At 60.5% G+C, this 26,116-nt stretch carries 20 protein-coding genes, 5 tRNA genes, 1 pseudogene and 1 riboswitch; of the genes and pseudogenes, 7 read left to right on the plus strand and 19 right to left on the minus strand.

Annotation, left to right across the window (positions count from 1 at the left end; genetic code table 11):
* The first annotated feature begins 203 nt into the window (after window positions 1–203).
* Window positions 204–2,507: an ATP-binding protein gene (locus PSEMO_RS09155; RefSeq protein WP_006379607.1), complete on the plus strand. Its 2,304-nt coding sequence runs from the start codon at window positions 204–206 to the stop codon at window positions 2,505–2,507.
* A gap of 66 nt (window positions 2,508–2,573) precedes the next feature.
* Here PSEMO_RS09155 and radC read toward each other — a convergent pair whose 3' ends face one another.
* The 3 genes from radC to PSEMO_RS09170 form a co-directional block, all read right to left on the minus strand.
* The gene (radC, locus tag PSEMO_RS09160; protein ID WP_003092330.1) at window positions 2,574–3,083 is read right to left on the minus strand and encodes a RadC family protein; all 510 of its coding nucleotides are present in this window, start codon (window positions 3,081–3,083) and stop codon (window positions 2,574–2,576) included.
* A 351-nt stretch (window positions 3,084–3,434) separates the two neighbouring features.
* Complete coding sequence (locus PSEMO_RS09165; RefSeq protein ID WP_003092331.1) at window positions 3,435–4,499, minus strand: PDDEXK nuclease domain-containing protein; 1,065 nt, start codon at window positions 4,497–4,499, stop codon at window positions 3,435–3,437.
* Window positions 4,496–5,695, minus strand: a complete 1,200-nt coding sequence (locus PSEMO_RS09170) for a tyrosine-type recombinase/integrase (protein ID WP_001062689.1) — start codon at window positions 5,693–5,695, stop codon at window positions 4,496–4,498. Before PSEMO_RS09170 ends, PSEMO_RS09165 begins: the two co-directional genes overlap by 4 nt.
* A 192-nt stretch (window positions 5,696–5,887) precedes the next feature.
* Here PSEMO_RS09170 and PSEMO_RS09175 point away from each other — a divergent pair, with 192 nt between their 5' ends.
* Genes PSEMO_RS09175 through PSEMO_RS09185 form a run of 3 tightly spaced genes read left to right on the plus strand, consistent with a single transcriptional unit; the run spans window position 5,888 to window position 10,014 of the window.
* Window positions 5,888–7,204: an APC family permease gene (locus PSEMO_RS09175; RefSeq protein WP_075802747.1), complete on the plus strand. Its 1,317-nt coding sequence runs from the start codon at window positions 5,888–5,890 to the stop codon at window positions 7,202–7,204.
* A 46-nt stretch (window positions 7,205–7,250) separates the two neighbouring features.
* Window positions 7,251–8,870 (plus strand): D-aminopeptidase, encoded by a 1,620-nt coding sequence (locus tag PSEMO_RS09180; RefSeq protein WP_178391977.1) that lies wholly within the window; start codon window positions 7,251–7,253, stop codon window positions 8,868–8,870.
* 40 nt (window positions 8,871–8,910) lie between these two features.
* Entirely contained in the window at window positions 8,911–10,014 is a 1,104-nt protein-coding gene (locus PSEMO_RS09185) for a polyamine ABC transporter substrate-binding protein (protein ID WP_075802749.1), read from the plus strand.
* A 15-nt stretch (window positions 10,015–10,029) separates the two neighbouring features.
* Here PSEMO_RS09185 and PSEMO_RS33770 read toward each other — a convergent pair.
* Window positions 10,030–10,245 (minus strand): annotated as a pseudogene (locus PSEMO_RS33770) (Fic family protein); the annotation flags it as partial.
* A gap of 712 nt (window positions 10,246–10,957) precedes the next feature.
* A tRNA-Arg gene (locus PSEMO_RS09195) sits at window positions 10,958–11,034 on the minus strand.
* Between the two features lie 296 nt (window positions 11,035–11,330).
* On the opposite strand from PSEMO_RS09195, the gene PSEMO_RS09200 reads away from it, so the two are divergent.
* Window positions 11,331–11,528, plus strand: a complete 198-nt coding sequence (locus PSEMO_RS09200; RefSeq protein ID WP_075802750.1) for a hypothetical protein — start codon at window positions 11,331–11,333, stop codon at window positions 11,526–11,528.
* Here PSEMO_RS09200 and phnN read toward each other — a convergent pair.
* Window positions 11,516–12,118, minus strand: coding sequence for a phosphonate metabolism protein/1,5-bisphosphokinase (PRPP-forming) PhnN (phnN, locus tag PSEMO_RS09205; protein ID WP_075802786.1), 603 nt, complete (start codon window positions 12,116–12,118; stop codon window positions 11,516–11,518). The genes PSEMO_RS09200 and phnN overlap by 13 nt on opposite strands.
* 340 nt (window positions 12,119–12,458) lie before the next feature.
* Between phnN and PSEMO_RS09210 the strand changes: the two genes are divergently transcribed.
* Window positions 12,459–12,785 (plus strand): Arc family DNA-binding protein, encoded by a 327-nt coding sequence (locus PSEMO_RS09210; protein WP_003254499.1) that lies wholly within the window; start codon window positions 12,459–12,461, stop codon window positions 12,783–12,785.
* Window positions 12,786–13,001: 216 nt separating this feature from the next.
* Here the strand turns inward: PSEMO_RS09210 and mgtE are convergent, their stop codons facing one another.
* From mgtE to alaS, 8 genes are all read right to left on the minus strand, one after another.
* Window positions 13,002–14,444: a magnesium transporter gene (gene mgtE / locus PSEMO_RS09215; RefSeq protein WP_075802751.1), complete on the minus strand. Its 1,443-nt coding sequence runs from the start codon at window positions 14,442–14,444 to the stop codon at window positions 13,002–13,004.
* A gap of 377 nt (window positions 14,445–14,821) precedes the next feature.
* Window positions 14,822–14,898: transfer RNA gene (locus PSEMO_RS09220), tRNA-Arg, on the minus strand.
* Between the two features lie 77 nt (window positions 14,899–14,975).
* Window positions 14,976–15,052, minus strand: a tRNA-Arg gene (locus PSEMO_RS09225).
* 76 nt (window positions 15,053–15,128) lie between these two features.
* Window positions 15,129–15,205 (minus strand) — tRNA-Arg (locus PSEMO_RS09230).
* 108 nt (window positions 15,206–15,313) lie between these two features.
* Window positions 15,314–15,404: transfer RNA gene (locus PSEMO_RS09235), tRNA-Ser, on the minus strand.
* 72 nt (window positions 15,405–15,476) lie between these two features.
* A complete protein-coding gene (csrA, locus tag PSEMO_RS09240) occupies window positions 15,477–15,665 on the minus strand; it encodes a carbon storage regulator CsrA (RefSeq protein ID WP_003175645.1) in 189 nt (62 codons plus the stop codon).
* 170 nt (window positions 15,666–15,835) lie between these two features.
* Window positions 15,836–17,071, minus strand: a complete 1,236-nt coding sequence (locus tag PSEMO_RS09245) for an aspartate kinase (protein ID WP_075802752.1) — start codon at window positions 17,069–17,071, stop codon at window positions 15,836–15,838.
* 87 nt (window positions 17,072–17,158) lie between these two features.
* Entirely contained in the window at window positions 17,159–19,783 is a 2,625-nt protein-coding gene (alaS, locus tag PSEMO_RS09250; protein ID WP_075802753.1) for an alanine--tRNA ligase, read from the minus strand.
* Window positions 19,784–20,010: 227 nt separating this feature from the next.
* A riboswitch (FMN riboswitch) is annotated at window positions 20,011–20,164 on the plus strand.
* Between the two features lie 94 nt (window positions 20,165–20,258).
* Here alaS and PSEMO_RS09255 point away from each other — a divergent pair.
* On the plus strand, window positions 20,259–20,765 hold the full coding sequence (locus PSEMO_RS09255; RefSeq protein WP_075802754.1) for a 6,7-dimethyl-8-ribityllumazine synthase: 507 nt from the start codon (window positions 20,259–20,261) through the stop codon (window positions 20,763–20,765).
* A 134-nt stretch (window positions 20,766–20,899) separates the two neighbouring features.
* Here PSEMO_RS09255 and astE read toward each other — a convergent pair whose 3' ends face one another.
* The 5 genes from astE to astA are packed head-to-tail and all read right to left on the minus strand — an operon-like array spanning window position 20,900 to window position 26,089.
* Window positions 20,900–21,910 carry a succinylglutamate desuccinylase gene (gene astE, locus PSEMO_RS09260; RefSeq protein ID WP_075802755.1) on the minus strand — a complete coding sequence of 337 codons (1,011 nt, stop codon included), beginning with the start codon at window positions 21,908–21,910 and terminating at the stop codon, window positions 20,900–20,902.
* A 10-nt stretch (window positions 21,911–21,920) separates the two neighbouring features.
* Window positions 21,921–22,211, minus strand: coding sequence for a topoisomerase II (locus PSEMO_RS09265; protein ID WP_075802756.1), 291 nt, complete (start codon window positions 22,209–22,211; stop codon window positions 21,921–21,923).
* 14 nt (window positions 22,212–22,225) lie between these two features.
* On the minus strand, window positions 22,226–23,575 hold the full coding sequence (astB, locus tag PSEMO_RS09270) for an N-succinylarginine dihydrolase (RefSeq protein ID WP_075802757.1): 1,350 nt from the start codon (window positions 23,573–23,575) through the stop codon (window positions 22,226–22,228).
* 25 nt (window positions 23,576–23,600) lie between these two features.
* On the minus strand, window positions 23,601–25,064 hold the full coding sequence (astD, locus tag PSEMO_RS09275; protein WP_075802758.1) for a succinylglutamate-semialdehyde dehydrogenase: 1,464 nt from the start codon (window positions 25,062–25,064) through the stop codon (window positions 23,601–23,603).
* The gene (gene astA, locus PSEMO_RS09280) at window positions 25,061–26,089 is read right to left on the minus strand and encodes an arginine N-succinyltransferase (protein ID WP_075802759.1); all 1,029 of its coding nucleotides are present in this window, start codon (window positions 26,087–26,089) and stop codon (window positions 25,061–25,063) included. Before astA ends, astD begins: the two co-directional genes overlap by 4 nt.
* Window positions 26,090–26,116 lie beyond the last annotated feature (27 nt).

Genomic DNA, 26,116 nt, shown 5'->3' on the forward strand with positions numbered 1-26,116 from the left:
AAGCGAAGCGCGCAGGCCCGAAGCTGGAAGCCGGGCCGTAGGCGTCAGCGATGCGGAAGGCTGGCGAAGCCAGTCCCGCCAGGGATGAGCGACTAGCGAACCTGGAGCAGCGCGATCCGCGAAGCGGAGACGCAAGAGGACTCTTCGTTTACCATTTGTTTCGCAAGCAAATGATGGGAAAGCAAGAACACGGAGATATAGAGATGATTGTCTGCATCAACCGCCTCAAACAGTTCGGAATCTTCAGCGACTTCAATGGAACGAAGATCCAAAAGTTCGGCCGGTACAACCTGGTCTATGGTTGGAATGGAACAGGCAAGTCAACGTTATCGAATCTATTCTCTTGCTTTGAGCTTCGCTCGATGGTTCCCCGCTTCAGCACGGGCCAATTTTCAGTAGTTCTGGAGGATGGCTCAACGATCACGGAATCCACACTCCACTCATCCCAATTGAATATTCATGTTTTCAATCAACGCTTCGTGCATGAGAACATTGATTGGGACAAATCCGTAAAGAGCATCCTTCTTATTGCGAAAGAGAAGATTGATGACTTGCAGAAGCTGGAGAAGCTGAAGAGCGAGCTTCAGTCGAAAAAGAAGGCTCACGACGACAAGCAAAGCGATATCAAGAAGCAGCGTGAGGCATTAGAGAAGTTCCTGACCAATGCTGCCAAGAAAATGAAGCTTGGACTTCAGGCGATTGATACGAGCGACAGTTATTACTTGAATTACGACCGCCGCAAGCTCTTCAACTTCATACAGAATAACGGCGAGACAATTATCAAGGCGGAGTCGGTTCTTCCAGATGAGAGGGTTATCGACCTTACGAATGCCGCCAAGCCAGATCAGCTTCCAAGCATTGCTTTCGCCTCAACGGCCATTGAGCCGGACTACTTTAAGAAAGCGGCGGGCCGCATCAGAGATTTGATTGGGACTACGGCGGTCAATCAAGCAATCCAGCGGCTGACCGATAACCCGGAAATCCGCGAATGGGTTCAAGCAGGCTTGGAAATCCATAAAAACCACGACTCGCAATCCTGCGAGTTCTGCGGCTCTCCGTTCGCCCAGCTTCGTGCCGAGGCGCTTGCTGCCCACTTCAGCAAGGAGTTCACGGAGTTTCAGAGCCGACTTCAGAACGCGGCGACATGGATTGAATCTCAAGGCGCTCCAGCTAATCAGTTTCCCGCATCGACCGAGTTTTATAAAGAACTATCGGCCGAGGCAGAGAAGCTTCAAAAGGACTACGCAACTGCTGCTGAAAAGATCGACCAGCAAATCGACGCCTGGCGGGAAGCCCTGAAGGCCAAGATCACAGACCCTGGGAAGACAGACATTCAGATCTCGGATGTGGTTGAAGACGATGTCACCAATTTCAATGACATCCTGAAATCGATTGTTGCTCTCGTTGGAAAGCACAACAATAAGACTTCAAATTTCAAATCTGAGACCTCAAAAAGCAAGGTGGCACTGGAGCTTCACTTTGCTGCGGCTGAGGTGCAAGAGTTTGACTATGCTGGAAGTGAGAAGAAGTGCAATGACCTTGAGTCAGAAGCAAAGAACGACCATAAGGAAATTGAAAAAATTAGTCTAGAGGTCGGAGCCATAGAAGCGGCGCTCTCGAATGAAACGGTCGGGGCAAAGGAGTTCAATGACATCCTGCATCGCTTCATTGGCCGCTCTGAGCTTTGCCTGAACTTCAATCAGAAGAAGAAAGGCTATGAGATCATCAGAAACGGGGTTGGTGAGCACGATGGGAATTTGAGCGAAGGTGAGAAAACTGCGATTGCATTTGTCTATTTCATCACGAAGCTCAAAGAAAATGGAAATAACATCAAGGATACGATCGTCGTCGTTGACGATCCGGTCTCAAGCTTTGATTCTAATCACTTGTTTCACGCCTACTCGTTTTTGAGAACGCAATGCACTGAAGCCAAGCAACTTTTTGTGCTGACTCACAACTTCACTTACTTTAAGCTAGTGAGAGACTGGTTCACTGGCACCAATAGGAATCGAGTCAAAAAAGGCAACGCCGAGAATTGCTTCTTTTATCGCCTGGATGCGCCACCTGGCTCCCCTCGTCACTCCCTACTTGTGGATGCCGACGACTCACTCAAGAACTACGGTTCCGAGTACCACTATATCTTCAAGAAGCTCTACGAATATAGGGCGCACACAACACTCAATCGAGATGAGGCGTTCTTGACCGCCAACCTCGCCCGAAAGCTTGTTGAATCGTTTTTCACCTTCAAATATCCAAGGCGTCGAAGCGACATTAGTCAATTGATGGAGGCTGGCCTAAAAGATTGCACCATCACGACACCAGAGCTTAAAGAAAAAATCTACCGCTTTATCAATAAGTATTCACATAGCGACGTTATTGAGATAACAGAGGAATCCGCAGAAAACTTGGCAGGCGAAAGCCACAGCGTCATCGGGAACATCTTCCAGTGGCTGGAAGAGGTGGACAAGAAACATTACGACGAGATGATTCAGGTTGCGACGGCCTGAGCATCAGGCCGCGAGGGCCATAGCTATGCCACCAGGCGCAGCAAAAAGGGGCCGAAGCCCCTTGGGCTAGATCAGCCCATGCTCGGCGAACGATGCCGTTTCGTTGCCCGCAACGATGATGTGATCGAGCACGCGCACGTCCACCAGACCCAACGCTTCCTTGAGCCGCTGGGTCAGCGCCCGGTCAGCCGCGCTCGGCTCGGGGTTTCCGCTCGGATGGTTGTGCGAAACGACGACCGCCGCCGCATTGAGCCGCAGCGCCTCCTTGACCACTTCGCGCGGATACACCGACGCACCGTCAATAGTGCCGTGGAACATCTCCCTGTATTCGATCAGACGATGGCGCGTATCCATGAACAGCACTACGAACACCTCATGCTCGAAGCTGGCCAACTTTGTACGCAAGTATTCCTTGACCGCCGCCGGCGAAGTGAACTCTGCTCCGCGCCGCATTTTCCGGTCAATGACCTGGCGCGCAGCTTCCAGAATGTCGTCGGCCGATGCCGGTAGATAGCGCCCGTGCGCGTCGCGCACCAGCAGACAGGAATCGAACGAGGGAAAGGACAGTTGCGACATGATCGTGCTCCGGTTGCTCGGGCGGAATTGCCCGGAACCGGCGGCAGCACGGCGCAGCGCAAGCAGTCAGGGGTCGCAGACGGCCGCCAGGACGCAAGCGCGCATGGCGCGCGCCGCCCTTGACGGCGAGAACGCCGTGATACGGTGAAGGGAACAGCAAGACCGCCCACACCCGCCCACTGCACAGAGTCGATTTTTGGCAAGCGGAGCGCGCAGGCCCGGATCAACGAGCCGGGACGGAGGCGTCAGTGATGGAAGCCCGACAGGGGCGAGACTCGCGCAGCGAAGCTCGATGCGCAGCACGACAGCGCGACGGCGGCACGCCGGGACGCCCGACTGCTTGGGACAGGACTACTCGTTGTCCGTCTTGCGCTGCTCGATTTGCAACTGCGCCCGTTGCGTTGCCTGTTGCAGCCGCTCCACCAGCACGCCCCTCGGCGGCAAGGCGGTCAGATACTCGGCAACGTGGATGCCGGACTTGTCCAGCTCCAGCAATTCGATCTGCTCGCGCTTCTTGCCGGTGCAAAGGATGATCCCGAGCGGCGAGGCTTCCTCCGGCTCCCGTTCGTGCTTGTCTAGCCACCGAAGGTAAAGCTCCATCTGCCCTTTGTAGGCCGCCTTGAAGTCACCTACCTTCAACTCCACCGCAACCAGCCGCCGCAGCTTGCGGTTGTAGAACAGAAGGTCAAGGTGGAAATCCTCGTCGTCGATCGGAATGCGCTTCTGCCGGGCGACGAATGAGAAGCCCGCGCCCAGCTCCAGCAGGAAGGACTCCATTTCACGGATGATCGCCGCTTCCAAGTCGCCTTCCTGCCAAGTGTCCCGCAGGCCCAGGAAGTCGAGGATGTACGGGTCGCGCATGACCAGGGCCGGCGACATGCGCTGCGCATCGCGCAGGGTCGCCAACTCCTGCGCTATGGTTTCTTCCGGCTTTTGGGAAAGCGCCGTGCGCTCGTACAGCATCGAGTCGATACGCTCGCGCAGCGTCCGCACGCTCCAGCGTTGGGTGCTGGCCATCTGTGCGTAGTAGTCCCGCTGGAGCGGGTCTTTCAGCGGCATCAGGGCGATGAAGTGCGTCCAGCTCAATTCTCGTATCAGTGATACGAGAATTCGCTCGTCGGGGAAGGTGGCGGCGAACTGCACCATGCGGCGCAAGTTCTGCTCTGCAAAGCTGCTGCCGTACTCCTCCACCAACTGCGCAGCCAAGGTGGGCAGAACTTCCTTGCCGTAGGCGCCCCGGCGCCTGTCCAAGACCTGCGTGTGGATGCGTTGGCCGATGCGCCAGTAGAGCATCGTAAGCTCGCTATTCACCGTCGAGGCGGCGCGCAAGCGCGCCGCCTCGATCAGTGCCCGAATGTCGCCCAGCAGCGCCGCGGGCGCTGCGAGCGATGCTGCTGATGGCCGGCGCCCGTTCATGCCACCGCCTCCGCAAGCTGCCGCGCGCCCGTGATGGCTTGGCGGCGGCTGGCCACCAGCTCGGCCGCCTCGCGCACCGGCTTGTCCTCGGTGTGGACGTAGTGCATGAACATCGCCACGGTCTTGTGGCCCGTCAGCTTCATTCCCACTTTGGTCGGCACACCGGAATTGGCAATGTCGGTGGTCGAGCGATGACGGATGCCGTGCGTGCCTACGTGCGGCACGCTGGCGGCCTTGAGCGTCCGGCACCAGCCGCCATAGTGCTCGCCAAAGGTCAGGTGCTTGGCCGGGTCGTTCGGCGACGGCAGGACGTAAGGGCAGCCTTCCAGACGCGGCGCCGTCGAAAGCAGCCGATAGGCTTCCTCGCTCATGGGCTTGGAAATGCCGCCAACCTTGCTGTCGGGCCACACCACGCGCCGGTTCTCGAAGTCCAGCCAGCTCCATTCGAGCGGGCAGATTTCGGAGCGCCGCGCCGCAAACTCGAATTGCAGCCGGATCGCCAACGGGATGACGTAGTTCTCCAGCCCCTCCGCCTCCAGTTTCTCCAACTGGCGGAAGATCCGCACCATTTCCTCGTCCACGATGAGCCGGGTTTCCTTGCCCGGCGGGTACATCGGGACGTGGCGGCACGGATTCGTGCCGTCCGGGCGGAAGCCCCAGACTTCGGCCAAGTTGAACATCTTGCGCAGCACGCCGAAGGTCTTGTTGGCCTCGGTCGGCTTGTAGGCCAGCTTTTCCATGAGCCCCGCAATGTCGGGCCGCTTCACGTCATGCACCTTCTTGCGGCCCAGCAGCGGGATGATGTTGCGGTCGATGACGCCCTGGTAGCCGTCCTGCGTGCTGACCTTGTTGCGCTTCTTGGAGTAGTCCTCCATGAACTTTTTGCACAACTCGGCCATCGTGGGCGCCTTGCGCGCCTCGGCCTTGGCACCGCCGGGATCACCACCCCGGCGAACCTCGGCCAGCCAGTCCTGCGCTTTGACCCGCGCCTGTTCGACGGTTAGCTCCCCGTAGAGTCCCAGCGAGGGCTTGCGGGGCTGGCCAGAGTTCGTGCGGTACTGGAGCATGAACACCCGGCGTCCCGTCGAGGTAATCTTGCAAAGGAAGCCGGGCACGACGGTATCCCGTAGTTCGATGTCCTTCGCCTGGGGTTGCGCCGACTCTACGGCGGTCTTGGTGAGCTTGATCTTTGCCATGATGACTCCTTGGAACGACCCGGATTCCAGGAGCCAGATAGGAGCGGCGCGAGGGAGAACCGGGTCAAGTTTCAGAAAGCACCGGCATATGATGGAAGCGCGTAAGCTATTGATAAACCTGCTGTATCGGGCTACGTCGCAGTCCAGCGAACTACCGGGCTGGAGTCATCGTGAAACAAAAAAAGTCTCGGCGTGACAGATGCCGTTGCCATTACGGTTTCCTCGATCACCCCTGCCAGTTCGCTCTTCGTGATCGCACCTTTTGCAATACAAGGAGCGGGAAGCGGCGCATTCATGTCCTTCGCCCTGGCCGGTGTGCTCGCGCTGATGTTCGCCTGGTGCTATGCGGAACTGGGCCGCGCCCATAACTCTGCGGGCGGCGAATACGTGTATGCCAAGCGGGTATTCGGTGGTCTGGCGGGCTACTGCACTTTCATCACTGTGATCGTGATGCTGCTGTTCATTCCGCCGGTGCTGGCAACCGGCGCAGCGACCTACCTTAATTCAGCGCTTGGCACCCAATTCGAAACGACTTCGACGGGACTCGTCATCGTTGTTGCGAGTTACTTGCTGGGCATTTTGAACATCCGCGTGAATGCCTGGATCACCGGGGTATTTCTCGCCACCGAAATCATCGCCCTGGCCGTGATCGTCATGCTTGGCTTTGCCAATGCGTCCCAGCCGGTCAGCGTGCTGATCACGCCCCAGATCGTCGAGGGCGGACTCCTGTCGCCAGCCAGCTGGACCCTGGTGCTTGGGGCCATGGGTACCGCCCTGTTCGCCTACAACGGGTTCGGCGGGGCAGTTCTTCTCTCGGAAGATATGAAATGTGGCGGCCGGCAAGTCCATCGAGCGGTGCTGTGGTCATTGGCCCTGGTGCTTGGCATCGAGCTCCTGCCCATGGCAGCCCTGCTGATCGGTGCACCATCGCTCGAGGCACTGATCGCCAGTCCTGATCCTATCGGCTACCTGCTGGCGGCCCACGGTAATCCGACACTGTCGAAGCTGATCGCGGCCGCGATCTTTCTGTCGGTGTTCAACGCCATCGTGGCCATCGTCGTGCAATCCAGCCGGGTGATTTTCAGCAGCGGCCGGGACGAACTCTGGACACCAGCGCTGAACCGCGCATTTACACGCATCCATCCACGCTGGGATTCGCCTTGGCTGGCCACGCTGTTTCTGGGTGTTCCGTCGGCCGCACTGACATTTTCCTCGAACCTGGAAGAGCTGACCTCCTTCACCGTACTGCTGCTGATAGCGGTCTACCTGATCGTGGGGCTGGCCGCACTTTTCAGCCGCGCCGTATGTGCCGATCGCGAGCACCCCTACCGCATGCCGCTCTGGCCGATTCCCGCAGTACTTGCGGTCGCAGGTTCGGCCGCCTTGCTGCTGCAGCTTCTGCTCGGAGCGTCAGCGCACGACATCATGATCATGGTCGCAATGCTTGCCGCCTCGGTGATTCTCTACAGCGCCTATGGACGCTTCAGCCCTGCGTTCCAACAACTCTAGCGCCGCTGGCGTGCGCTCCCGAAAAATGCCGAGAGACCTGGATTCAATGCCGAACATCGAACACCTGTTGCAGACACTCCCCAGCGCTTTTCGTGGTCCCGGCGGCACCGTCGCGGTCGTGCGCGACGGCAAGATCCTGGGGAAACACGCATGGGGCATGGCCGACATCGATCGACGCGTCGCAATGACCGAAGAGACACTGATGCCAATCTGTTCGATTTCAAAACAGATGGTGTGTGCCGTTCTCAAATCCCTGGAGCGGCAACCCACCCTCGAAATGCAAAAACAGGGACTCGACGCTGGCGCTTTTACGGCCGCCCTGCCGGCACTGCTTGCGATGGACAGCGCTGCCCATCCCGACCTGGCGCATCTGTGCAACAACCAGTCGGGCATCCGCGACTACTGGGCGATGTCAATGCTCTGGGGTGCTCATCCAGAGGGGCGCTTCACCCTCGATGAGGACGCCAGGCACGCAATGGCCAGGATCGGGGAGACTCATTTCGCCCCTGGAGCCCAATACGCCTACTCCAATACCAACTTCCATATCCTTGCCCGGCTCGTCGAAACGGTGAGCGGGCAAACCCTTGCCAGCCTGCTGGCAGAACGGATCTTTGACCCCGCAGGCATGAAGACTGCGCTCTTTTGCTCCACTACGGCGGAGCATCCCCGACCTTGCGTAGGTCATGAAGGTGATGCGCAACAGGGCTATGTACCAGCGCGCAACCAGGTCCAGTGGTCAGGAGACGCCGGCGTGGTGGCGTCTCTGATGGACATGATCGCCTACGAACAGTACCTGCACCGAGAGTGGACAGCCCCTTCGAGCCTCTATCGCCAACTCGCCGAACGACCCGTTTTCAATGACGGCAACCCCGCGCCCTACGGCAATGGATTTGCTCACGTCGATATCGAGGGCAGAAAAACCCTCGGGCATGGCGGAGCGCTGCGTGGCTATCGGCTGCATCGGTTGCACGCCCCGGACGAGCACCTGTCCATCATCGTCATGCTGAACCATCAGGCCGATGCCACGGCGCTCGCGGAGCATCTGCTGCGTCAGGTTCTGGAAATCGGGCAAGCCGAGGCAACATGCCTGACCGCCGACTCTCGGTGGACAGGCATCTACCTGGATCCCTACTCGAAGCTGGCAATCAGCGCAGTGGTCGGCAGCGACGGAACACTATCGATTACCTATGCGGGTTTTGCCGAGTCGTTGGTCTTCGAGACTCCTTATCGGGCCCGCTCACGGGAAATGATCGCCGAGCTCAAAGGAGACCGGATCGTTCTGTACCGTCTGGAAGACAACCAGATCCTCCACGCCGACAGATTGCCAGAGCCCGCGGTGCAGGAATCAACCGAAGAACTCGTCGGCGTCTACCGTTGCGCGGAGATCGACTCGACGCTCCTGTGCGACGCCGCGGGTGGCGTGTTGTTCGGTGCATTCGAAGGTTTTCTGGGCTCCGGCCCCGCCCATCTCATGCACCCGCTGGGCCACGACACCTGGGCGCTGAAATGCCCGCGTGGCATGGATGCGCCCGCACCGGGCGACTGGACCCTGGTATTCGAACGCGATCCGGACGGCAGCATTGCAACGGTCACCGTTGGCTGCTGGCTAGCCCGCCAGCTCAAGTACGTTCGAACCCATTCGGCGGCGCCCCCCGCCAGGTACTGAAACACCACGCACACCCCACATCGATACCAGGAGCATCACTATGAAACCCTACAAGTTCATGAAGCTCGGACTGGCCCTGCTGCTGCCCGTAACCATGGGCGTCGCGGCCGAGGCTGCCAAGCCAAGCGTCCACCTCTATAACTGGTACGACTTCATCCACCCCGACACGCCCAGAAAATTTGAGCAGGAGACTGGAGTGGGCGTGTTGCTCGACTCATTCGACAGTTCCGAAGTCATGCAGAGCAAGGTCATGGTGGGCAAAACCGGTTACGACGTGGTTGTTGCGACTGACTACACGCTGCCCAACATGATCAAGGCAGGCGCCTTGAAAGCCCTGGACCGCAACCAGCTTGGCAACTGGAGCCACATGGACCCGGCGCTTATGAAGAAAATGGAGGTCAACGACCCCGGCAACCGCTATGCCGTACCCTATCTGGTGGGCACTACAGGCATCGGTTACAACGCCGAACTGGTGAAGAAAGCCCTTGGCCCGGATGCACCGGTGAACTCATGGGACCTGATCTTCAAGGAAGAGAACATTGCCAGGCTCGCCCAATGCGGTGTTGCGGTGCTGGACTCTCCCAGCGAGATCATCCCGATCGCGTTGCACTATCTAGACCTGCCCCCCGAGAGCGAAAACGCCGACGACTACAAAAAGGCGCAGGCACTGCTCTTGAAGATTCGTCCCCATATTCGCTACTTCGACTCTTCGAAGTTCGTTACCGACCTGTCGAATGGCGACATCTGCGTGGCAATCAGCTGGAGTGGCGGCGTGCATGATGCGCAAGTCGCGATCGAACATGCCGGCAGCGATCGCAAGGTGGAATACAGCATTCCCAAGGAAGGTGCGCCAATCTGGATGGAAAGCCTGGTCATGCTCAGCGATGCCCCCCACCCGGACCAGGGCCTTGCCTTCATCAACTACATGATGAAGCCCGAAGTCATCGCCAGCAGCTCCAATTTCCTCGGCTATCCCAATGCCAATTTGGATGCCAGGCCTTTGCTGGATCTGAAACTGCGCGAGAGCCAAACGGCCTATCCTTCGGCGCAGGTGATGGAAACCCTGTTCCCGCTGCATCCCCTGCCCCTGAAGATCGAGCGCATTCGGACACGGGTATGGAGTGCCATCAAGACGGGGGTTTGAGATACACCCGTACTGTTCGAAATCGATCCAGTTGACCTGCCAGAACTCCCGGACCGGCCTGGAGAACGCCTGCAGCGCCTCCAGGTACATACGCTCCTCACGCTTCATCGCTACCGAGACCGGGAGCAGCAGCCCGTTCTCCAGGGCAGCGCTTTGGCAGAGAGCGTGATGGATCAGAAAGCGGGACAATCGCCCGTTGCCATCCATGAAAGGTTGAATGAACACGAAACCGAGTCATCCTCTGCAGGTGCTCGTCGCTGGGAGCATGGGTATCTACACATCTTTTCCGAAGACCAGTGGTGACCCCAGGTCGCTTGTCGAGAGACCGCATGATGGCTACCAGACGCAAGCCGATAGATCTTCAGCGTTCTCCAGATCGAGCGCCGCCCGCGCGGCGCTTCGCGAGCAAGCTCGCTCCCACATTTGTTGCAACGCGCCATGGCCTGTGAGATCTCCATTGTCAGCCTTTGGAGGCTCGGCGATGTATCGTGGGGAGGCTGTTGGGGTCGACCCGGTATTGCGTCGAACCAACAAGGCAGTCAACCATGGCCAGACAGGCATAGGTACGTTGCAACAAATGTGGGAGCGAGCTTGCTCGCGAAGCGCCGTGCGGACGGCGCTCGATCTCAAGGGCGCCAGAAAAGTCATGACAAGCACCTGTCAGACCTGATGCGATCTACTGACGGGCCTTCTCTCCTCAGAAGAGGTGTAGCTGCCCCTGCTTTGGGGGACGGCTAGCGCATGGATTATTTCCTTCAATCAACTTGGGCACGCAGATATTTTCGTCAGCGCACGACTTTTTGAAAATGTTCAGATTTCGCGAATATGCCGATTTTTTCTGAAGTTTCCAGCGCAGGGCGAAGGTGGGGACCAAGTGTGGGGACCAAACAGATATCGCTGTCGAGACAGCCAGAGAAAAACCAGGCTAGCTGCCTGATTGTAGTGGTGTCCCAGGGCAGGTTCGAACTGCCAACCTTCCCCTTAGGAGGGGGATGCTCTATCCAATTGAGCTACTGAGACCCTGAGCCGGCAACGGGCGTCGCGCGGCGGAAGGCGTGCATGTTAACCAGCGGGGAGGCATTTGTCATTCCGTGGATCGGGCTTTTTGCCTGCCAGAATCGAGGGGGCGCCGCGTGGCCTCGTGCAATTTGCAATGGGGCATGAGGCCATCATTGCACGATGCACGGACACACCCTCCGTAAAAACACATAACTAATTGATTTTAAAAGAAAAAATAAAATGAACCGAATGGCATGGCCCGTGCTGCATAGAGATCAACGGAATGCACACGACCCAACAGCCCCGGAACCTCGACCATGACCCACGCCCTGCTCGCCCTGAACGCCCTGGCCCTGACTGCCGTGCTCGCCATGGGCCTGATGCCTGCCAATACCCCGGTGCATTCCGTGGACTATCGCACGTCGATGCAAGCGCGCCCCGCTGTGATGGGTCAGGCGACCGAAGTCCGGGCCCAGCCCGTACCCATGCACGAGCAGGAACGCTATTCGTTCTGAGCCGGCAAGCCCGCTGCCTTTAGCAAGATCAACAGACGCTGCGCCGCTTCGGCAAGGGTGGTGGAGTTGTCCAGGTAACGCACATCGCTGCCCAGTTCTCCCGGCACCCGTTTATTCCGGGCCAGCCGCTGCTCGATCTCCACGTCCGATTCCCGCCCACGACTAACCAGGCGCTGGCGCAGGACATCCGTGCTAACCGTCATCAGGATCGGTAACAGGTCGGAATACTTTTCCCGGGCCTCCTGCAGATGCCCCCGGGAGCCATTGACCAGCACCCAGCGCCCTTCGGCCAGCCAGGCGTCGATTTCGGCAGGAATGCCATAACGCAGCCCGTTGGCCTCCCAATCGAGGGCGAACGCGCCCTGTTCACGTAGCGAAAGGAACTGCGCAAGCGTTACACTATGCGCCTCTTCGCCGATCGCCTCGGCGGAGCGCGTAATGACCCGCCGCACGACCGCCACGCCAAGCCCCGCAAGGGCCGGTCTGGAGTGATCGATCACGCTGTCCTTGCCGGAACCCGAAGGCCCCATCAGGAATATCAGCCTGCCACGAGAGTGCGACGGGGCCGCGGAGCTTGCGTCATGCTGCATAGCCACTATGCTCATAGATAGGAAAAGCGCAGGTATTTTAGGCGCTTTCCGTTACCTTTTCGCTGGTCGGTTTCGACAGTCAAAAAGGTGGCTGAATCAGGGCAGAGGGCGAATTTCAACTTTTCAAACCAGTGCTCATTTCTGATAATTGGTACTGGCAAAAAGCCTCCACCCGGTTCAATATTTGTCACAGAATTGACGCCAAGGAACCGGCGACAATGAGGCATCATTGCGACCTCATTCACAATTCAGGTTGAACATTTGACCGCTCCGATGGTCCTAGTCTCATCGCGCGGCCAACTTCAAGAACCGCTTCCCCTGAACTAAACCGGTCAATTATATGCGCCCAATGAAACAGGCTATCTACTCAAGCCGCACCGCAGACAAATTCGTCGTCCGCCTCCCAGACGGAATGCGTGAGCGCATTGCCGAGGTTGCGCGTAACCACCACCGCAGCATGAACTCCGAGATCATTGCCCGCCTGGAACAGAGCCTGATCCAGGAAGGCGCACTGGGCGACGAGTTGAGCATGCGCCTGGACAGCCCGGAACTGTCCCTGCATGAGCGCGAGCTGCTGCAACGCTTCCGCCAACTGTCCCACCGCCAGCAGAACGCCCTGGTTGCCCTGATCGCCCATGACGTCGAGATGGCTGCGGACGCTTCCTGATCTTTCTTCGCTGAACTCGATTCAGAGCAAAACGCCCGGTGCAAGTGATTGCACCGGGCGTTTTGCTTTTTGGGGAGCTATAAGCCTCAAGCTTTAAGCGGCAAGAAAAAGCAGTCCGCGTCACCACAGGCTTCTTCTTATGAGTTGCAGCTTGTAGCTTGAAGCCCAAGCACAAAAAAGCCAGCGCGAAGCTGGCTTTTTTGATTGGTCGATGGCTTACAACAGGAACAGCGTGGCCAAGCCCAGGAAGATGAAGAACCCGCCACTGTCGGTCACCGCCGTAATCATCACACTGGACCCCATCGCCGGGTCGCGCCCCATCCGCACCAGGGTCATCGGGATAAACACCCCCATGAACGCCGCCAGCAACAGGTTGAGGGTCATGGCGGCGGTCATCACCACTCCTAGCGACCAACTGCCATAGAGCAGGAAGGCCACCACCCCGATCACCCCACCCCAGATCAGGCCGTTGATCAGCGATACCGCCAATTCCTTGCGCATCAGGCGCGTGGTGTTGCCGGGGCTGACCTGGTCCAGCGCCATGGCGCGGACGATCATGGTGATGGTCTGGTTGCCGGAGTTGCCGCCGATACCGGCAACGATCGGCATCAAGGCCGCCAGGGCCACCAGCTTCTCGATCGAGCCTTCGAACAGGCCGATCACCCGAGAGGCGACGAAGGCGGTGATCAGGTTGATCGCCAGCCACGCCCAACGGTTGCGCAGCGAACGCCAGACCGAGGCGAAGATGTCTTCTTCCTCGCGCAGACCGGCCATGTTCAGGACTTCGGTTTCGCTTTCTTCACGAATCAGGTCGACCATTTCGTCGATGGTCAGACGGCCGATCAGGCGGTCGTTCTTGTCGACCACCGGGGCCGATACCAGGTCGTAACGTTCGAAGGCCTGGGCGGCGTCGTAGGCGTCTTCGTCGGGGTGGAAGCTGACCGGATCGTCGGCCATGACCTCGGCGACCTGCTTGTCCGGGTCGTTGACCAGCAGACGCTTGATCGGCAGCACGCCCTTGAGGATGCCGTCGTAGTCGACGACGAAGAGTTTGTCGGTGTGGTTCGGCAGCTCCTTGAGCCGGCGCAGGTAGCGCAGGACCACTTCCAGGCTGACGTCTTCGCGGATGGTGACCATCTCGAAGTCCATCAGCGCACCGACCTGCTCCTCGTCATAGCTCAGCGCCGAGCGGACACGCTCGCGTTGCTGGGCGTCGAGGGTTTCCATCAACTCGTGGACAACGTCCCGCGGCAGTTCCGGGGCGAGGTCGGCGAGTTCGTCGGCGTCCATCTCCTTGGCGGCGGCGAGCAGTTCGTGATCGTCCATGTCGGCGATCAGGGTCTCGCGGACCGAGTCGGATACTTCGAGGAGGATGTCGCCGTCGCGCTCGGCCTTGACCAACTGCCATACGGTCAGACGGTCATCCAGGGGCAGCGCTTCGAGAATGTGGGCAACGTCGGCAGAGTGCAGGTCATCGAGCTTGCGTTGCAGCTCGACGAGGTTCTGCCGGTGGACAAAACTCTCTACGTGATCGTTATGCGCGCCTTCCTGACGGTGGGTCAGGTCTTCGACCAGGCGCTGACGCTGCAGCAGCTCGACCACCTGGGCCAGGCGGTCCTGCAGGCTTTCCTGCGTTTTTTTTGCTTCGATTTCAGTCATAGGCGAACTCCACTCCCAGCAGCAGAGCACGCCGGGAGGATCAATCAGTCACATCGTGATTGGCAAGACAGGCTTTTAAGTAACTACTGGGTAAGTCCATGGTGGTATTCCACAAGCCCCGGCGGGGCTGACGGGCGCAATCATACACCGCTTGAGCTGTCTGAGGGCTGAAAATATCGGTGAAAACAATCGTTTGCGAAAACGACGCAGGCAAACGCGCGAATCCATCAATGCGACGGCGAGCGCCCAGGAAAAAGCACACGCACTGCTGAAAAATTAGCACGCGCCGGCTGGCATTGAGTGACAAATTATTTATCGGGATCAACAAATCGCGGACAAAAAAAAGCCCGCCATGTAGGCGGGCTCTTCGTTTTGTATGGTGCACTCGACAGGATTCGAACCTGTGACCGCTCGGTTCGTAGCCGAGTACTCTATCCAGCTGAGCTACGAGTGCAGGGTTGGTACTTGATGGACCAGATCACCACTGGTTGAAGCTGAAGCAACTTTCAGCGAAACTTGCTTCGTCTTGTATGGTGCACTCGACAGGATTCGAACCTGTGACCGCTCGGTTCGTAGCCGAGTACTCTATCCAGCTGAGCTACGAGTGCAGGGTTGGTACTTGATGGACCAGATCACCTCTGGTTGAAGCTGAAGCAACTTTCAGTGAAACTTGCTTCGTCTTTATGGTGCACTCGACAGGATTCGAACCTGTGACCGCTCGGTTCGTAGCCGAGTACTCTATCCAGCTGAGCTACGAGTGCATTTGAAGCCGCGCATTATAGTTCGCTAAATCGTTTTGGCAACCACTTTTTCGTTTAATTTCAACGACTTAGTGATTCATGCCAGATTACAGCGCCCTACATGAATAATGGCGGAGAAGGGGGGATTCGAACCCCCGATACCCTTGTGAGGTATACTCCCTTAGCAGGGGAGCGCCTTCGGCCACTCGGCCACCTCTCCGCAACACGGGGCGTATAATAACCAGAGCCTTCCCCGTTTGCAAACTCTTTTTTGAAAAAAAACTGAGAAAAATTAAAGGCTTGGTTCTTCGTCCTTCTCTTTCTTGATCCGCAGGTAGATTTCCTCGCGGTGTACAGCCACTTCCTTCGGTGCATTGACGCCAATGCGCACCTGGTTTCCTTTGACGCCGAGCACGGTCACAGTGATTTCGCCATCGCCAATGATCAGGCTTTCGGCACACCGACGAGTCAGAATAAGCATACGTTACTCCTCAGGGGATTCAGTTCAGGGACAACAGTCTGTAGGTGAAACAGGCTTCGGACTGCAACCAGGACGGCTACGGGCCTACGCCAGAGTATTGACCAGGTGAAGGGAGGCACCCGGCTCAAATAAAGAGGGGCGCGGCATGGCCGCGCCCCAGGGGACAACGCTTACTCGCCCGAACGCGCCGGGGCGTCCAGCTCGAAGGCGGTATGCAGAGCGCGTACAGCCAGCTCCAGGTACTTCTCTTCGATGACCACCGAGACCTTGATCTCGGAAGTGGAGATCATCTGGATGTTGATGCTCTCCTTGGCCAGGGCTTCGAACATGCGGCTGGCAACGCCCGCGTGGGAGCGCATGCCGACACCGACGATGGAGACCTTGGCGATCTTGGTGTCGCCAATCACTTCACGGGCGCCGATCTCGGCAGCGGTGCTCTTCAGCACGCCCATGGCCTTCTCGTAGTCGTTTCGGTGCACGGTGAAGGTGAAGTCGGTGGTGTTATCGTGCGAAACGTTCTGCACGATCATGTCGACTTCGATGTTCGCGGCGCTGATCGGGCCGAGGATCTTGAAAGCCACGCCCGGGGTGTCCGGTACGCCACGGATGGTCAGCTTGGCTTCATCGCGGTTGAAGGCGATGCCGGAAATGATCGGCTGTTCCATGGATTCCTCTTCATCAATGGTAATGAGGGTACCCGGACCCTCCTGGAAGCTGTGCAGCACGCGCAGCGGAACGTTGTACTTGCCGGCGAACTCGACGGCACGGATCTGCAGCACCTTGGAACCGAGGCTGGCCATTTCCAGCATCTCTTCGAAGGTGATCTTGTCCAGGCGCTGGGCCTGGGACACCACGCGCGGGTCGGTGGTGTAAACACCATCCACGTCGGTGTAGATCTGGCATTCGTCAGCCTTCAGGGCCGCCGCCAGGGCCACGCCGGTGGTGTCGGAGCCACCGCGACCGAGGGTGGTGATGTTGCCTTGCTCGTCGACGCCTTGGAAACCCGCGACCACGACCACACGGCCAGCCTTGAGGTCGCCACGGATCTTCTGGTCGTCGATTTGCAGGATGCGCGCCTTGTTGTGCGCGCTGTCGGTGAGAATCCGCACCTGGTTACCGGTGTAGGACACCGCCGGAACGCCACGCTTCATCAGTGCCATGGCGAGCAAGGCGATGGTCACCTGCTCACCGGTGGACACGATCACGTCCAGTTCACGCGGAACCGGCTGATCGCTGATCTGCTTGGCCAGGTCGATCAGGCGGTTGGTTTCGCCGCTCATCGCCGACAGTACAACCACCAGGTCATCGCCAGCTTCGCGGAATTTCTTGACCTTTTCGGCAACCTGCTCGATTCGCTCGATTGTGCCGACCGAGGTGCCGCCAAATTTCTGTACGATCAACGCCATTTCAAAGCCGCCTCAGCCCGTGAAGGGCACCCAATAAACAAAACACAACGCCGACGGCCCGTCACTAGACGACGGGCCGTCGGCGCCTCAGACACCCTGCTCTGCGAATGGCACGGCCAGGGCCAGTGCAGTGTCCAGCGCTGCGGCGTCCACGCCACCGCCTTGCGCCATGTCCGGACGACCGCCACCCTTGCCACCCACCGCCGCAGCGGCTTGCTTCATCAAATCCCCGGCTTTGAGTTGGCCGGTGAGGTCCTTGGTCACGCCGGCGACCAGTACGACCTTCTCTTCGTGGACACTGCCGAGCAGGATCACTGCGCGGCCGAGCTTGTTCTTCAATTGGTCGACCAGGGCCAGCAGGGCCTTGCCGTCCTGACCGTCCAGGCGCGCAGCCAGGACCTTGACGCCCTTGACGTCCACCGCGCTGTTGGCGAGGTCGTCACCGGCGGCACTGGCGGCCTTGGCCTGCAACTGCTCCAGCTGTTTCTCCAGCTGGCGGTTGCGCTCCAGCACGGCCGAGAGCTTGTCGATCAGGTTGTCGCGGCTGCCCTTGACCAGCTGCGCGGCTTCCTTGAGCTGCTCTTCGGCGGCGTTCAGGTAGGCCAGTGCCGCTGCACCGGTGACCGCTTCGATACGGCGCACGCCGGAAGCCACGCCACCTTCGCTGACGATCTTGAGCAGACCGATATCACCGGTACGCTTGGCGTGGATACCGCCGCACAGCTCGACCGAGAAGTCGCCGCCCATGCTCAGGACCCGCACGCTGTCGCCGTATTTCTCGCCGAACAGCGCCATGGCGCCCTTCTGCCTGGCGGTGTCGATATCGGTCTCTTCGGTCTGCACTTCGGAGTTCTTGCGCACTTCGCGGTTGACGATCTCTTCCAGTTGCTTGATCTGCTCTGGCTTGACCGCTTCGGGGTGGCTGAAGTCGAAACGCAGGCGCTGGCTGTTCACCAGGGAGCCCTTCTGTTGTACGTGCTCACCCAGGACCTGACGCAGCGCAGCGTGCAGCAGGTGGGTGGCGGAGTGATTCAGCGCAGTGGCTTTCTGCACGTCGGCATCGACCTTGGCCTCGACCTGGGCGCCCACCACCAGGTTGCCGCTGGCGATCACGCCGTGGTGCAGGAAGGCACCGCCGGTCTTGGTGGTGTCGCGCACGTCGAAGCGTGCAGCGCCGGCCTGCAGGTAGCCGGTGTCACCGATCTGGCCGCCGGATTCGGCGTAGAACGGCGTGCGATCGAGGATCACCACGCCCTCCTCGCCTTCACCCAGTTGCTCGACGGACTGGCCGTCCTTGTACAGGGCGACGATCTTCGCGCTGCCTTCGGTGGCGCTGTAGCCGAGGAACTCGGTGTCGACGTCGACCTTGACCAGGCTGTTGTAGTCCAGGCCGAAGGCGCTGGCGGAACGGGCGCGCTCGCGCTGCGCTTCCATTTCACGCTCGAAGCCTGCCTCGTCGATGCTCAACTCGCGCTCGCGGGCGATGTCGGCGGTCAGGTCCATCGGGAAGCCGTAGGTGTCGTACAGCTTGAACACCACTTCGCCCGGGATGACGCTGCCTTTCAGCTCGGCCAGGTCCTGCTCGAGGATCTTCAGGCCCTGTTCCAGGGTCTTGGCGAACTGTTCTTCCTCGGTCTTCAGCACGCGCTCGATGTGCGCCTGCTGGGATTTCAGCTCAGGGAAGGCTTCGCCCATCTCGGCCACCAACGCGGCGACGATCTGGTAGAAGAAGCTGCCCTTGGCGCCGAGCTTGTTGCCGTGACGGCAGGCGCGACGCACGATGCGGCGCAGCACGTAGCCACGGCCTTCGTTGGACGGCACCACGCCGTCGGCGATCAGGAAGCCGCAGGAACGGATATGGTCGGCCACCACTTTCAGCGAAGGCTGGCCTTCGTCGGTGCAGCCGATGGCCTTGGCCGAAGCGGCCAGCAGGCTCTGGAACAGGTCGATCTCGTAGTTCGAGTGGACGTGCTGGAGGACCGCACTGATGCGTTCCAGGCCCATGCCGGTGTCCACCGATGGCGCCGGCAGCGGGTGCAGGACGCCGTCCGCGGTGCGGTTGAACTGCATGAAGACGTTGTTCCAGATCTCGATGTAGCGGTCGCCGTCTTCTTCCGGCGAGCCGGGTGGGCCGCCCCAGATGTCGGCGCCGTGGTCGTAGAAGATCTCGGTGCACGGGCCGCACGGGCCGGTATCGCCCATGGTCCAGAAGTTGTCGGAGGCGTATGGCGCGCCCTTGTTGTCGCCGATGCGAACCATGCGCTCGGCTGGCACGCCGACTTCCTTGGTCCAGATGTCATAGGCTTCGTCGTCGCTGGCGTAGACCGTGACCCAGAGCTTCTCCTTCGGCAGGTTCAGCCACTTGTCGGAGGTCAGGAAGGTCCAGGCGAAGGTGATGGCGTCGCGCTTGAAGTAGTCACCGAAGCTGAAGTTGCCCAGCATTTCGAAGAAGGTGTGGTGACGCGCGGTGTAGCCGACGTTTTCCAGGTCGTTGTGCTTGCCGCCGGCACGCACGCACTTCTGGCTGCTCACGGCGCGGGTGTAGGCGCGCTTTTCCTGGCCCAGGAAGCAGTCCTTGAACTGGTTCATCCCGGCGTTGGTGAACAGCAGGGTCGGGTCGTTGCCCGGAATCAGGGAGCTGGAGGCGACTCGGGTGTGTCCCTGCTCTTCGAAGAATCGAAGGAAGGCTTCACGGATTTCTGCGCTTTTCATAGGTTCTTCCACGGAAACGGCGGCCTGAGGCAAATGTGCGCGTCAAATGACGAAAACGACGGCAAAGGGCCGCATTATAGCCAGCCTGCGTGCCAGTTGTAGTGGGTTTATACGCTGCAAACCGCCATTGACGGATGAAAAGAAGGTTAATCGGGGCGATTTGATTAGCAGGCTATGCGTTCCGGCAAAATCTATGTTACAAAATCCCCCGCCATCACCCATGATGGCAACGTTCTCAGGGCGGGGTGCAATTCCCCACCGGCGGTAATTGCGCCCAGCGCGCATAGCCCGCGAGCGCTTGCAGGCAAGGCTTTGCAAGGTCAGCAGACCCGGTGTGATTCCGGGGCCGACGGTCACAGTCCGGATAAAGAGAGAACGGGATAGGCACCTTGTGTCCGTTCGTCCGCATTTTCGCGAACGACCATCCCTTTCGATCCAGATGCCCTGTTTCTCATACAAACAGGAGTCCGTTTCAATGCAAGCAACCCCAATCGACAGCAAAGCCCACGGCAACGAGCGTATCGCCTTCGTCCAGGCTTGCTGGCACAAGGATATTGTCGATCAGAGCCGCAAGGGCTTCGTCGAGCAGATGGCCAAGCATGGCTATCAGGCGGGCGATATCGATTTCTATGAGGTCGGTGGTGCCTTCGAGATCCCGCTGCATGCCAAGTTGCTGGCACGTAGTGGCCGCTATGGCGCGATCGTCGCCGCTGGCCTGGTGGTGGATGGCGGGCTGTACCGCCATGAGTTCGTCGCCCAGTCGGTGATCAGCGGGCTGATGCAGGTGCAACTGGAGACCGAAGTGCCGGTGTTCTCGGTGGTGCTGACCCCGCATCACTTCCATGCCGGTGACGAGCATCAGAAGTTCTTCTTCGAGCACTTCGTGCTGAAGGGCGAGGAAGCGGCGAATACCTGTGCCGATACCCTGTTGAAGCTGCGGGCTTTGCGCCGCAGTGAAGTGCCGCAGAAGGTGGCGGTGTAAATAAGAAGGCCGCGGTTGATACCGCGGCCTTTTTGGTTGTCTGTTCCGGCCTCATCGCTGGCAAGCCAGCTCCCACAGGGTCCGAGTCGCTGCAGAACCCTGTGGGAGCTGGCTTGCCAGCGATGAGGCCGGTACTACTGGCCCAGACCTTCAGCCGAAGCCGGAACGATCAGGATCCCCGCCCGCAGCCCGTTCTTCACCTTGGGATTGGGGAAAATGATCCTCGCCCCCTCCTCCTCCACGATCCAGCGGGTTTCCGCCAGGTCCTCGGCCAGCAGATACCCCTTGGCCAGCTCCGAGAAGTTCTCGATATCCGCCGGCAAATGCAGGTGGAAGCTGTCACTGTGCTTGATGATCTCCCGGGCCACGCTGAACAGTTGCAGGCCATCCAGCTCATCAGCCTGCTCCGGCTCCTTGCCTTCGATGATCTGGATCAGTCGCGCCTCCAGGCGCTCCAGATTGACCTGCTGGTTCTGCCCGAACGGCCGCGCCTTGCCCAGCTCCAGGGTGAAGGCCTCGGCCCCCAGCTGTTCATAGGTGTAGGCGGTGAAGGTGATCGAGGTCTTGCTTTGCAGCAACACCGCTTCCATCCCGGCGGCGCGCAAGCGCGCCAGCTCGCGACGGGAATGCTGGCGCCCTTCCTGGTAGGGATAGAGGGCGAACTGCTCGATCCTGGAGCCACGGATCGCGGTGTGCAGGTCGTAATGCAGCCGGGTGCGTCCCGGCTCGCGGAAGAAGGTCGCCGCCAGATGCTCGAGGTCCCCGGCACGCAGGGCCTCCGCACCACTGGACAGCTCGTGCCGGCCATTGAACAGGCGGTTCACGTCCTGCTCGATATACCGCTCGCCCTTGCGCATCGCCTCGGGGTTGCCGAACAGGAACAGGATCCGCGCCCTTGGATGAACTTCACCCTTGGCAATCCGCCCGATCAGATCGTCGAGCAGCTCGATGGGCGCGGTCTCGTTACCATGGATGCCGGCGGACAACAGCAAGTCCAGCCCGTTGTCCCGGGCCTGCGGCGGGCAGACTTCCAGCGCCCCCTCGGCCAGCCAGCGCAAGCGTACCCCCTGCACCGTCACCTGGGTCTTCTCGGCCGGTTCGCGACCGGCCAGGGTCAGATCAAGCAGTTTGCCGAGGGAGAGCATGGGCGTTTCCTTAGTGATGATGTCCGCAATCGGGACCATGGACGTGATCGTCATCGTCGCCGGCATCCGCCGGCTCCATTTCCAGTTGCAGGCTGACCAGGTTGGTCGCCAGCGGACGCAGCAGCAGGTTGGCGTATTCGCTGTCGCCTTCCTCGACGTCGACGCCGATCAGCAACTGACCGCGGCCGTCCTGCTGGATCCACACTTCCTTGCCCTGCCAGATCACCGCAAAGCGGCTGGTGGAGGCTTCGCGCTGGTTGCCATCTTCGTCTTCAAGGATCAGTTGCAGGGCGTCGGACATTTTCAGGTGCTCTTTCAGGGGTTGAGTTGGAACGGATAGACCGAGCCCAGCTTGAGAATCCGGGTCAGCTCATCCAAAGCCGTACGGCACTCCACCAGCAGTTGCGGATCGGCCAGGTCGCTTTCGACGAGGCGGTCGCGGTAGTGCTTGTCGACCCATTGGGTCAGGGTGTCGTACAGCGGGGCAGTCATGATAACCCCTGGATTGACCGCCGCCAGTTCCGTTTCATTCAGCGCGACACGCAGCCGCAGGCAAGCAGGGCCACCGCCGTTCTGCATGCTCTGCTTGAGGTCGAAGACACGCACCTCGGAAATCGCCCCGTTCTGGCTGGTCAGGCCGTTCAGGTAGGCCCAGACCCGCTCGTTGTTGCGGCATTCTTCCGGCACCACCAGCAGCATCGAACCGTCATCGCGGGACAGCAGCTGGCTGTTGAACAGGTAGGAACGCACCGCGTCCTCCACCGTCACCTGGGCCCGTGGCACGCAGATGGCCTTGAAGTTGCCGCCCCGCTTGGCCAGCTTGTCCTTCAGCTCGGCAAGAACGCGCTCGGTCTCGAGGAAGGCGTCCTCGTGATAGAACAGCACCTCGCCGTTGCCTACGGCGATCACGTCGTTATGGAACACGCCCTGATCGATCACCGCCGGATTCTGCTGAGCATAGACCACGCCGTCATCGCTCAGGCCGTGCAGGCGGGCCACGGCTTGCGAGGCTTCCAGGGTCTGGCGCGCCGGGTATTTCTGCGGCGCCGGGTAGCGGGTGTCGAAGGCGCTGCGACCGAAGACGAAGAACTCGACCCCAGGCTCACCGTAGGCACGGCAGAAACGGGTGTGGTTGGCCGCGCCTTCGTCACCTAACTGCGCCACCGCCGGCAACGCGGCGTGGTGGGCGAAGTGCTGCTGATTGGCGAACATGGCGCCCAGCACGCGGCTGGTGGTCGGGTGCTCGATGCTGCGGTGGTACTTGCAGTTCAGGTTGGCGGCGGTGAAATGCACGCGGCCGTCGGCGGTGTCGGCGCTCGGGCTGACGGTGGCGGCGTTGGCCACCCACATGCTCGATGCCGAGCAGCTGGCGACCAGCAGCGGCATGGCTTCTTTTGCCGCACGCTGTATCACTTCGGCATCGCTGCCGCTGAAGCCCAGGCTGCGCAGCGCTGCCACGTCCGGGCGCTCCTGCGGCGCCAGCACGCCCTGCTGGAAGCCCATATCGGCCAGGGCCTTCATCTTGGCCAGGCCCTGCAGCGCCGCTTCACGCGGGTTCGAGCCCTGCTGGCTGTTGCTCTGCGAGGCCACGTTGCCGTAGGACAGGCCACCGTAGTTGTGGGTCGGTCCGACCAACCCATCAAAATTCACTTCAAACGATTTCATCGGTCAAGGCTCCGTGAATCTGTTGTTATAGGACGACGCCGGGCGTCAGCGTGGCGGGCAGGACCAGGCTGGCGGTTTCCAGCGAGGCGACCGGGTAGGCGCAGTAGTCCGCCGCGTAATAGGCACTGGCGCGGTGGTTGCCGCTGGCGCCTACGCCACCGAACGGCGCGCTGCTGGCGGCGCCGGTCAGTTGCTTGTTCCAGTTGACGATGCCGGCACGGCTTTCCAGCCAGAACTGCTGGTAGCGCGCATGGGAGTCCGACAGCAAGCCAGCGGCGAGACCGTACTGGGTGTTGTTGGCTTCGGCGATGGCGGCCGGGAAGTCCGCATAGCGAATCACTTGCAGCAGCGGGCCGAAGAACTCTTCGTCCGGGCGCTCGGCCACGGCGCTGACATCGAGGATGCCCGGGGTCAGCAGTGCTGCGGTGGACTGCGGCTGGGTCATTTCCAGCAGTGCGGTGGCGCCGTTGGCCAGCAGGTTCGCCTGAGCGTCCATCAACGCCTTGGCCGCGCCGAGGGAGACCACGGAGCCCATGAACGGCGCCGGTTGCTGGTCGAAGGCACCCACGGAAATGTTCTTGCTGACCTCGACCAGGCGCGCCAGCAGGCGATCACCCCAGGCGCCTTGCGGCACCAGCAGGCGGCGTGCACAGGTGCAGCGCTGGCCAGCGGAGATGAAAGCCGACTGGATGATGGTGTACACCGCAGCGTCCAGGTCCTTGACCTCATCCACCACCAGCGGGTTGTTGCCGCCCATTTCCAGGGCCAGGATCTTGTCCGGGCGCCCGGAGAACTGCTGGTGCAGCAGGTTGCCGGTGCGGCTGGAGCCGGTGAAGAACAGGCCGTCGATACCCGGATTGGCCGCCAGGGCCACGCCGGTTTCACGGGCGCCCTGGACCAGGTTCAGCACGCCTGCCGGCAGACCGGCGTCGATCCAGCATTTCACCGTCAGCTCGGCGACCTTCGGGGTCAGTTCGCTCGGTTTGAACACCACGGCGTTACCGGCCAGCAGGGCCGGAACGATATGCCCGTTGGGCAGGTGGCCGGGGAAGTTGTACGGGCCGAACACCGCCACCACACCATGCGGTTTGTGACGCAGCACGGCGGTGGCATCGGCCAGCGGCCCGCTCTTCTCGCCGGTACGCTCGCGGTAGCTCTGCACGGAAATGGCGACCTTGTTGACCATGCTGGTCACTTCGGTGGCGGCTTCCCACAGCGGCTTGCCGGTTTCCTCGCCGATGCAGCGAGCCAGTTCGTCAGCGTTGGCTTTCAGTTGTGCGGCAAAGGCTTCCAGCACGGCGATGCGCATGTCCAGCGACTGCCGCGCCCAGCCCGGGAATGCCTGGCGTGCGGCGGCAACCGCCTGCCCGACCTGCCCGGCATTGGCGCCCTGCCCTGCCCAGACCACCGCCTGGGTCACCGGGTTGAGGGATTCCAGGGCGTCGCCCTGACCGGCCTGCCATTGGCCTGCGATGAAGTGAGTGGTCATTGGTTGGCCTCCCGGGGCGCGGACAGTGCAACGGCGCGGACCTGGTCGCCAGCGCTCAGGCGCAGGCGCTTGGCGGTCTGTGGATCGACCACCAGGGTGCCGGCCGCCAAGCGCGCAGGCGCTGCGGCGATGCGGCAGTCCTCACGCTTGCGGTTGTGAATGATGAACGGCGTGGCGTCGTCCCCCGGAGTGCCGATCGCCAGCACCAGCGGCTGGCTGTCGCGCACCGCGCGGATGCGGCGGGTTTCGCACTCGATGGCCGGGCCGGCGTCGAAGATGTCGACGTAGCCCTGGTAGCTGAAACCTTCGCTCTTGAGCATCGAGAGCGCCGGTTCGGTGTCGGTGTGTACACGACCGATGACTTCGCGCGCCGCCTCGGAAAGGAAGCAGGTGTACAGCGGGAACTTGGGCATCAGCTCGGCGATGAAGGCCTTGTTGCCGACGCCGGTCAGGTAGTCGGCCTGGCTGAATTCCATCTTGAAGAAGTGCCGACCCAGGCTTTCCCAGAACGGCGAGCGGCCCAGTGGGTCGGACATGCCGCGCATCTCGGCGATGATCTTGTTGCCGAACAGTTCGGGGAATTCGGCGATGAACAGCATCCGCGCCTTGGACAGCAGACGGCCGTTGAGGCCGGTGCGGCTGTCGGCCCGCAGGAACAGCGAGCACAGTTCGGAGTTGCCGGTCAGGTCGTTGGCCAGGAACAGGGTCGGGATTTCCCGGTAGATATTCAGCTCCTGGGAGGCGCTGACGGTCAGGCCGACCCGGTAGTTGTACCAGGGCTCGCGCAGGCCGACGGCGCCGGCGATGGCGGAGATGCCGACCACTTCGCCGGCATCGTTCTCCAGCACGAACAGGTAGTCGGCATCGCCACGCTCGGCCTCGCCGCGGAAGGTCTTCTCGGCCCAGCCGACCCGGTGGGCCAGGCGTTCCTCGTTGGCCGGCAAGGTGGTCAGGCCGGTGCCGGTGCTGCGCGCCAGCTCGATCAGCGCGGGCAGGTCGCTGCTGCGTACGGGACGAACGATCATGCTATCTCCTCGGGCAGGCGCGCCATG

The sequence above is a fragment of the Pseudomonas putida genome, from assembly GCF_001941965.1.
GTDB lineage: Bacteria > Pseudomonadota > Gammaproteobacteria > Pseudomonadales > Pseudomonadaceae > Aquipseudomonas > Aquipseudomonas putida_L.

What these genes read in the sequence shown, in the direction of transcription:
- PSEMO_RS09155 (WP_006379607.1), top strand. Translation starts at nt 204, where the DNA reads ATGATTGTCTGCATCAACCGCCTCAAACAGTTCGGAATCTTCAGCGAC.
- radC (WP_003092330.1), bottom strand. Translation starts at nt 3,083, where the DNA reads ATGTCGCAACTGTCCTTTCCCTCGTTCGATTCCTGTCTGCTGGTGCGC.
- PSEMO_RS09165 (WP_003092331.1), bottom strand. Translation starts at nt 4,499, where the DNA reads ATGAACGGGCGCCGGCCATCAGCAGCATCGCTCGCAGCGCCCGCGGCG.
- PSEMO_RS09170 (WP_001062689.1), bottom strand. Translation starts at nt 5,695, where the DNA reads ATGGCAAAGATCAAGCTCACCAAGACCGCCGTAGAGTCGGCGCAACCC.
- PSEMO_RS09180 (WP_178391977.1), top strand. Translation starts at nt 7,251, where the DNA reads ATGCCGAACATCGAACACCTGTTGCAGACACTCCCCAGCGCTTTTCGT.
- PSEMO_RS09185 (WP_075802749.1), top strand. Translation starts at nt 8,911, where the DNA reads ATGAAACCCTACAAGTTCATGAAGCTCGGACTGGCCCTGCTGCTGCCC.
- PSEMO_RS09200 (WP_075802750.1), top strand. Translation starts at nt 11,331, where the DNA reads ATGACCCACGCCCTGCTCGCCCTGAACGCCCTGGCCCTGACTGCCGTG.
- phnN (WP_075802786.1), bottom strand. Translation starts at nt 12,118, where the DNA reads ATGCAGCATGACGCAAGCTCCGCGGCCCCGTCGCACTCTCGTGGCAGG.
- PSEMO_RS09210 (WP_003254499.1), top strand. Translation starts at nt 12,459, where the DNA reads ATGCGCCCAATGAAACAGGCTATCTACTCAAGCCGCACCGCAGACAAA.
- mgtE (WP_075802751.1), bottom strand. Translation starts at nt 14,444, where the DNA reads ATGACTGAAATCGAAGCAAAAAAAACGCAGGAAAGCCTGCAGGACCGC.
- csrA (WP_003175645.1), bottom strand. Translation starts at nt 15,665, where the DNA reads ATGCTTATTCTGACTCGTCGGTGTGCCGAAAGCCTGATCATTGGCGAT.
- PSEMO_RS09245 (WP_075802752.1), bottom strand. Translation starts at nt 17,071, where the DNA reads ATGGCGTTGATCGTACAGAAATTTGGCGGCACCTCGGTCGGCACAATC.
- alaS (WP_075802753.1), bottom strand. Translation starts at nt 19,783, where the DNA reads ATGAAAAGCGCAGAAATCCGTGAAGCCTTCCTTCGATTCTTCGAAGAG.
- PSEMO_RS09255 (WP_075802754.1), top strand. Translation starts at nt 20,259, where the DNA reads ATGCAAGCAACCCCAATCGACAGCAAAGCCCACGGCAACGAGCGTATC.
- astE (WP_075802755.1), bottom strand. Translation starts at nt 21,910, where the DNA reads ATGCTCTCCCTCGGCAAACTGCTTGATCTGACCCTGGCCGGTCGCGAA.
- PSEMO_RS09265 (WP_075802756.1), bottom strand. Translation starts at nt 22,211, where the DNA reads ATGTCCGACGCCCTGCAACTGATCCTTGAAGACGAAGATGGCAACCAG.
- astB (WP_075802757.1), bottom strand. Translation starts at nt 23,575, where the DNA reads ATGAAATCGTTTGAAGTGAATTTTGATGGGTTGGTCGGACCGACCCAC.
- astD (WP_075802758.1), bottom strand. Translation starts at nt 25,064, where the DNA reads ATGACCACTCACTTCATCGCAGGCCAATGGCAGGCCGGTCAGGGCGAC.
- astA (WP_075802759.1), bottom strand. Translation starts at nt 26,089, where the DNA reads ATGATCGTTCGTCCCGTACGCAGCAGCGACCTGCCCGCGCTGATCGAG.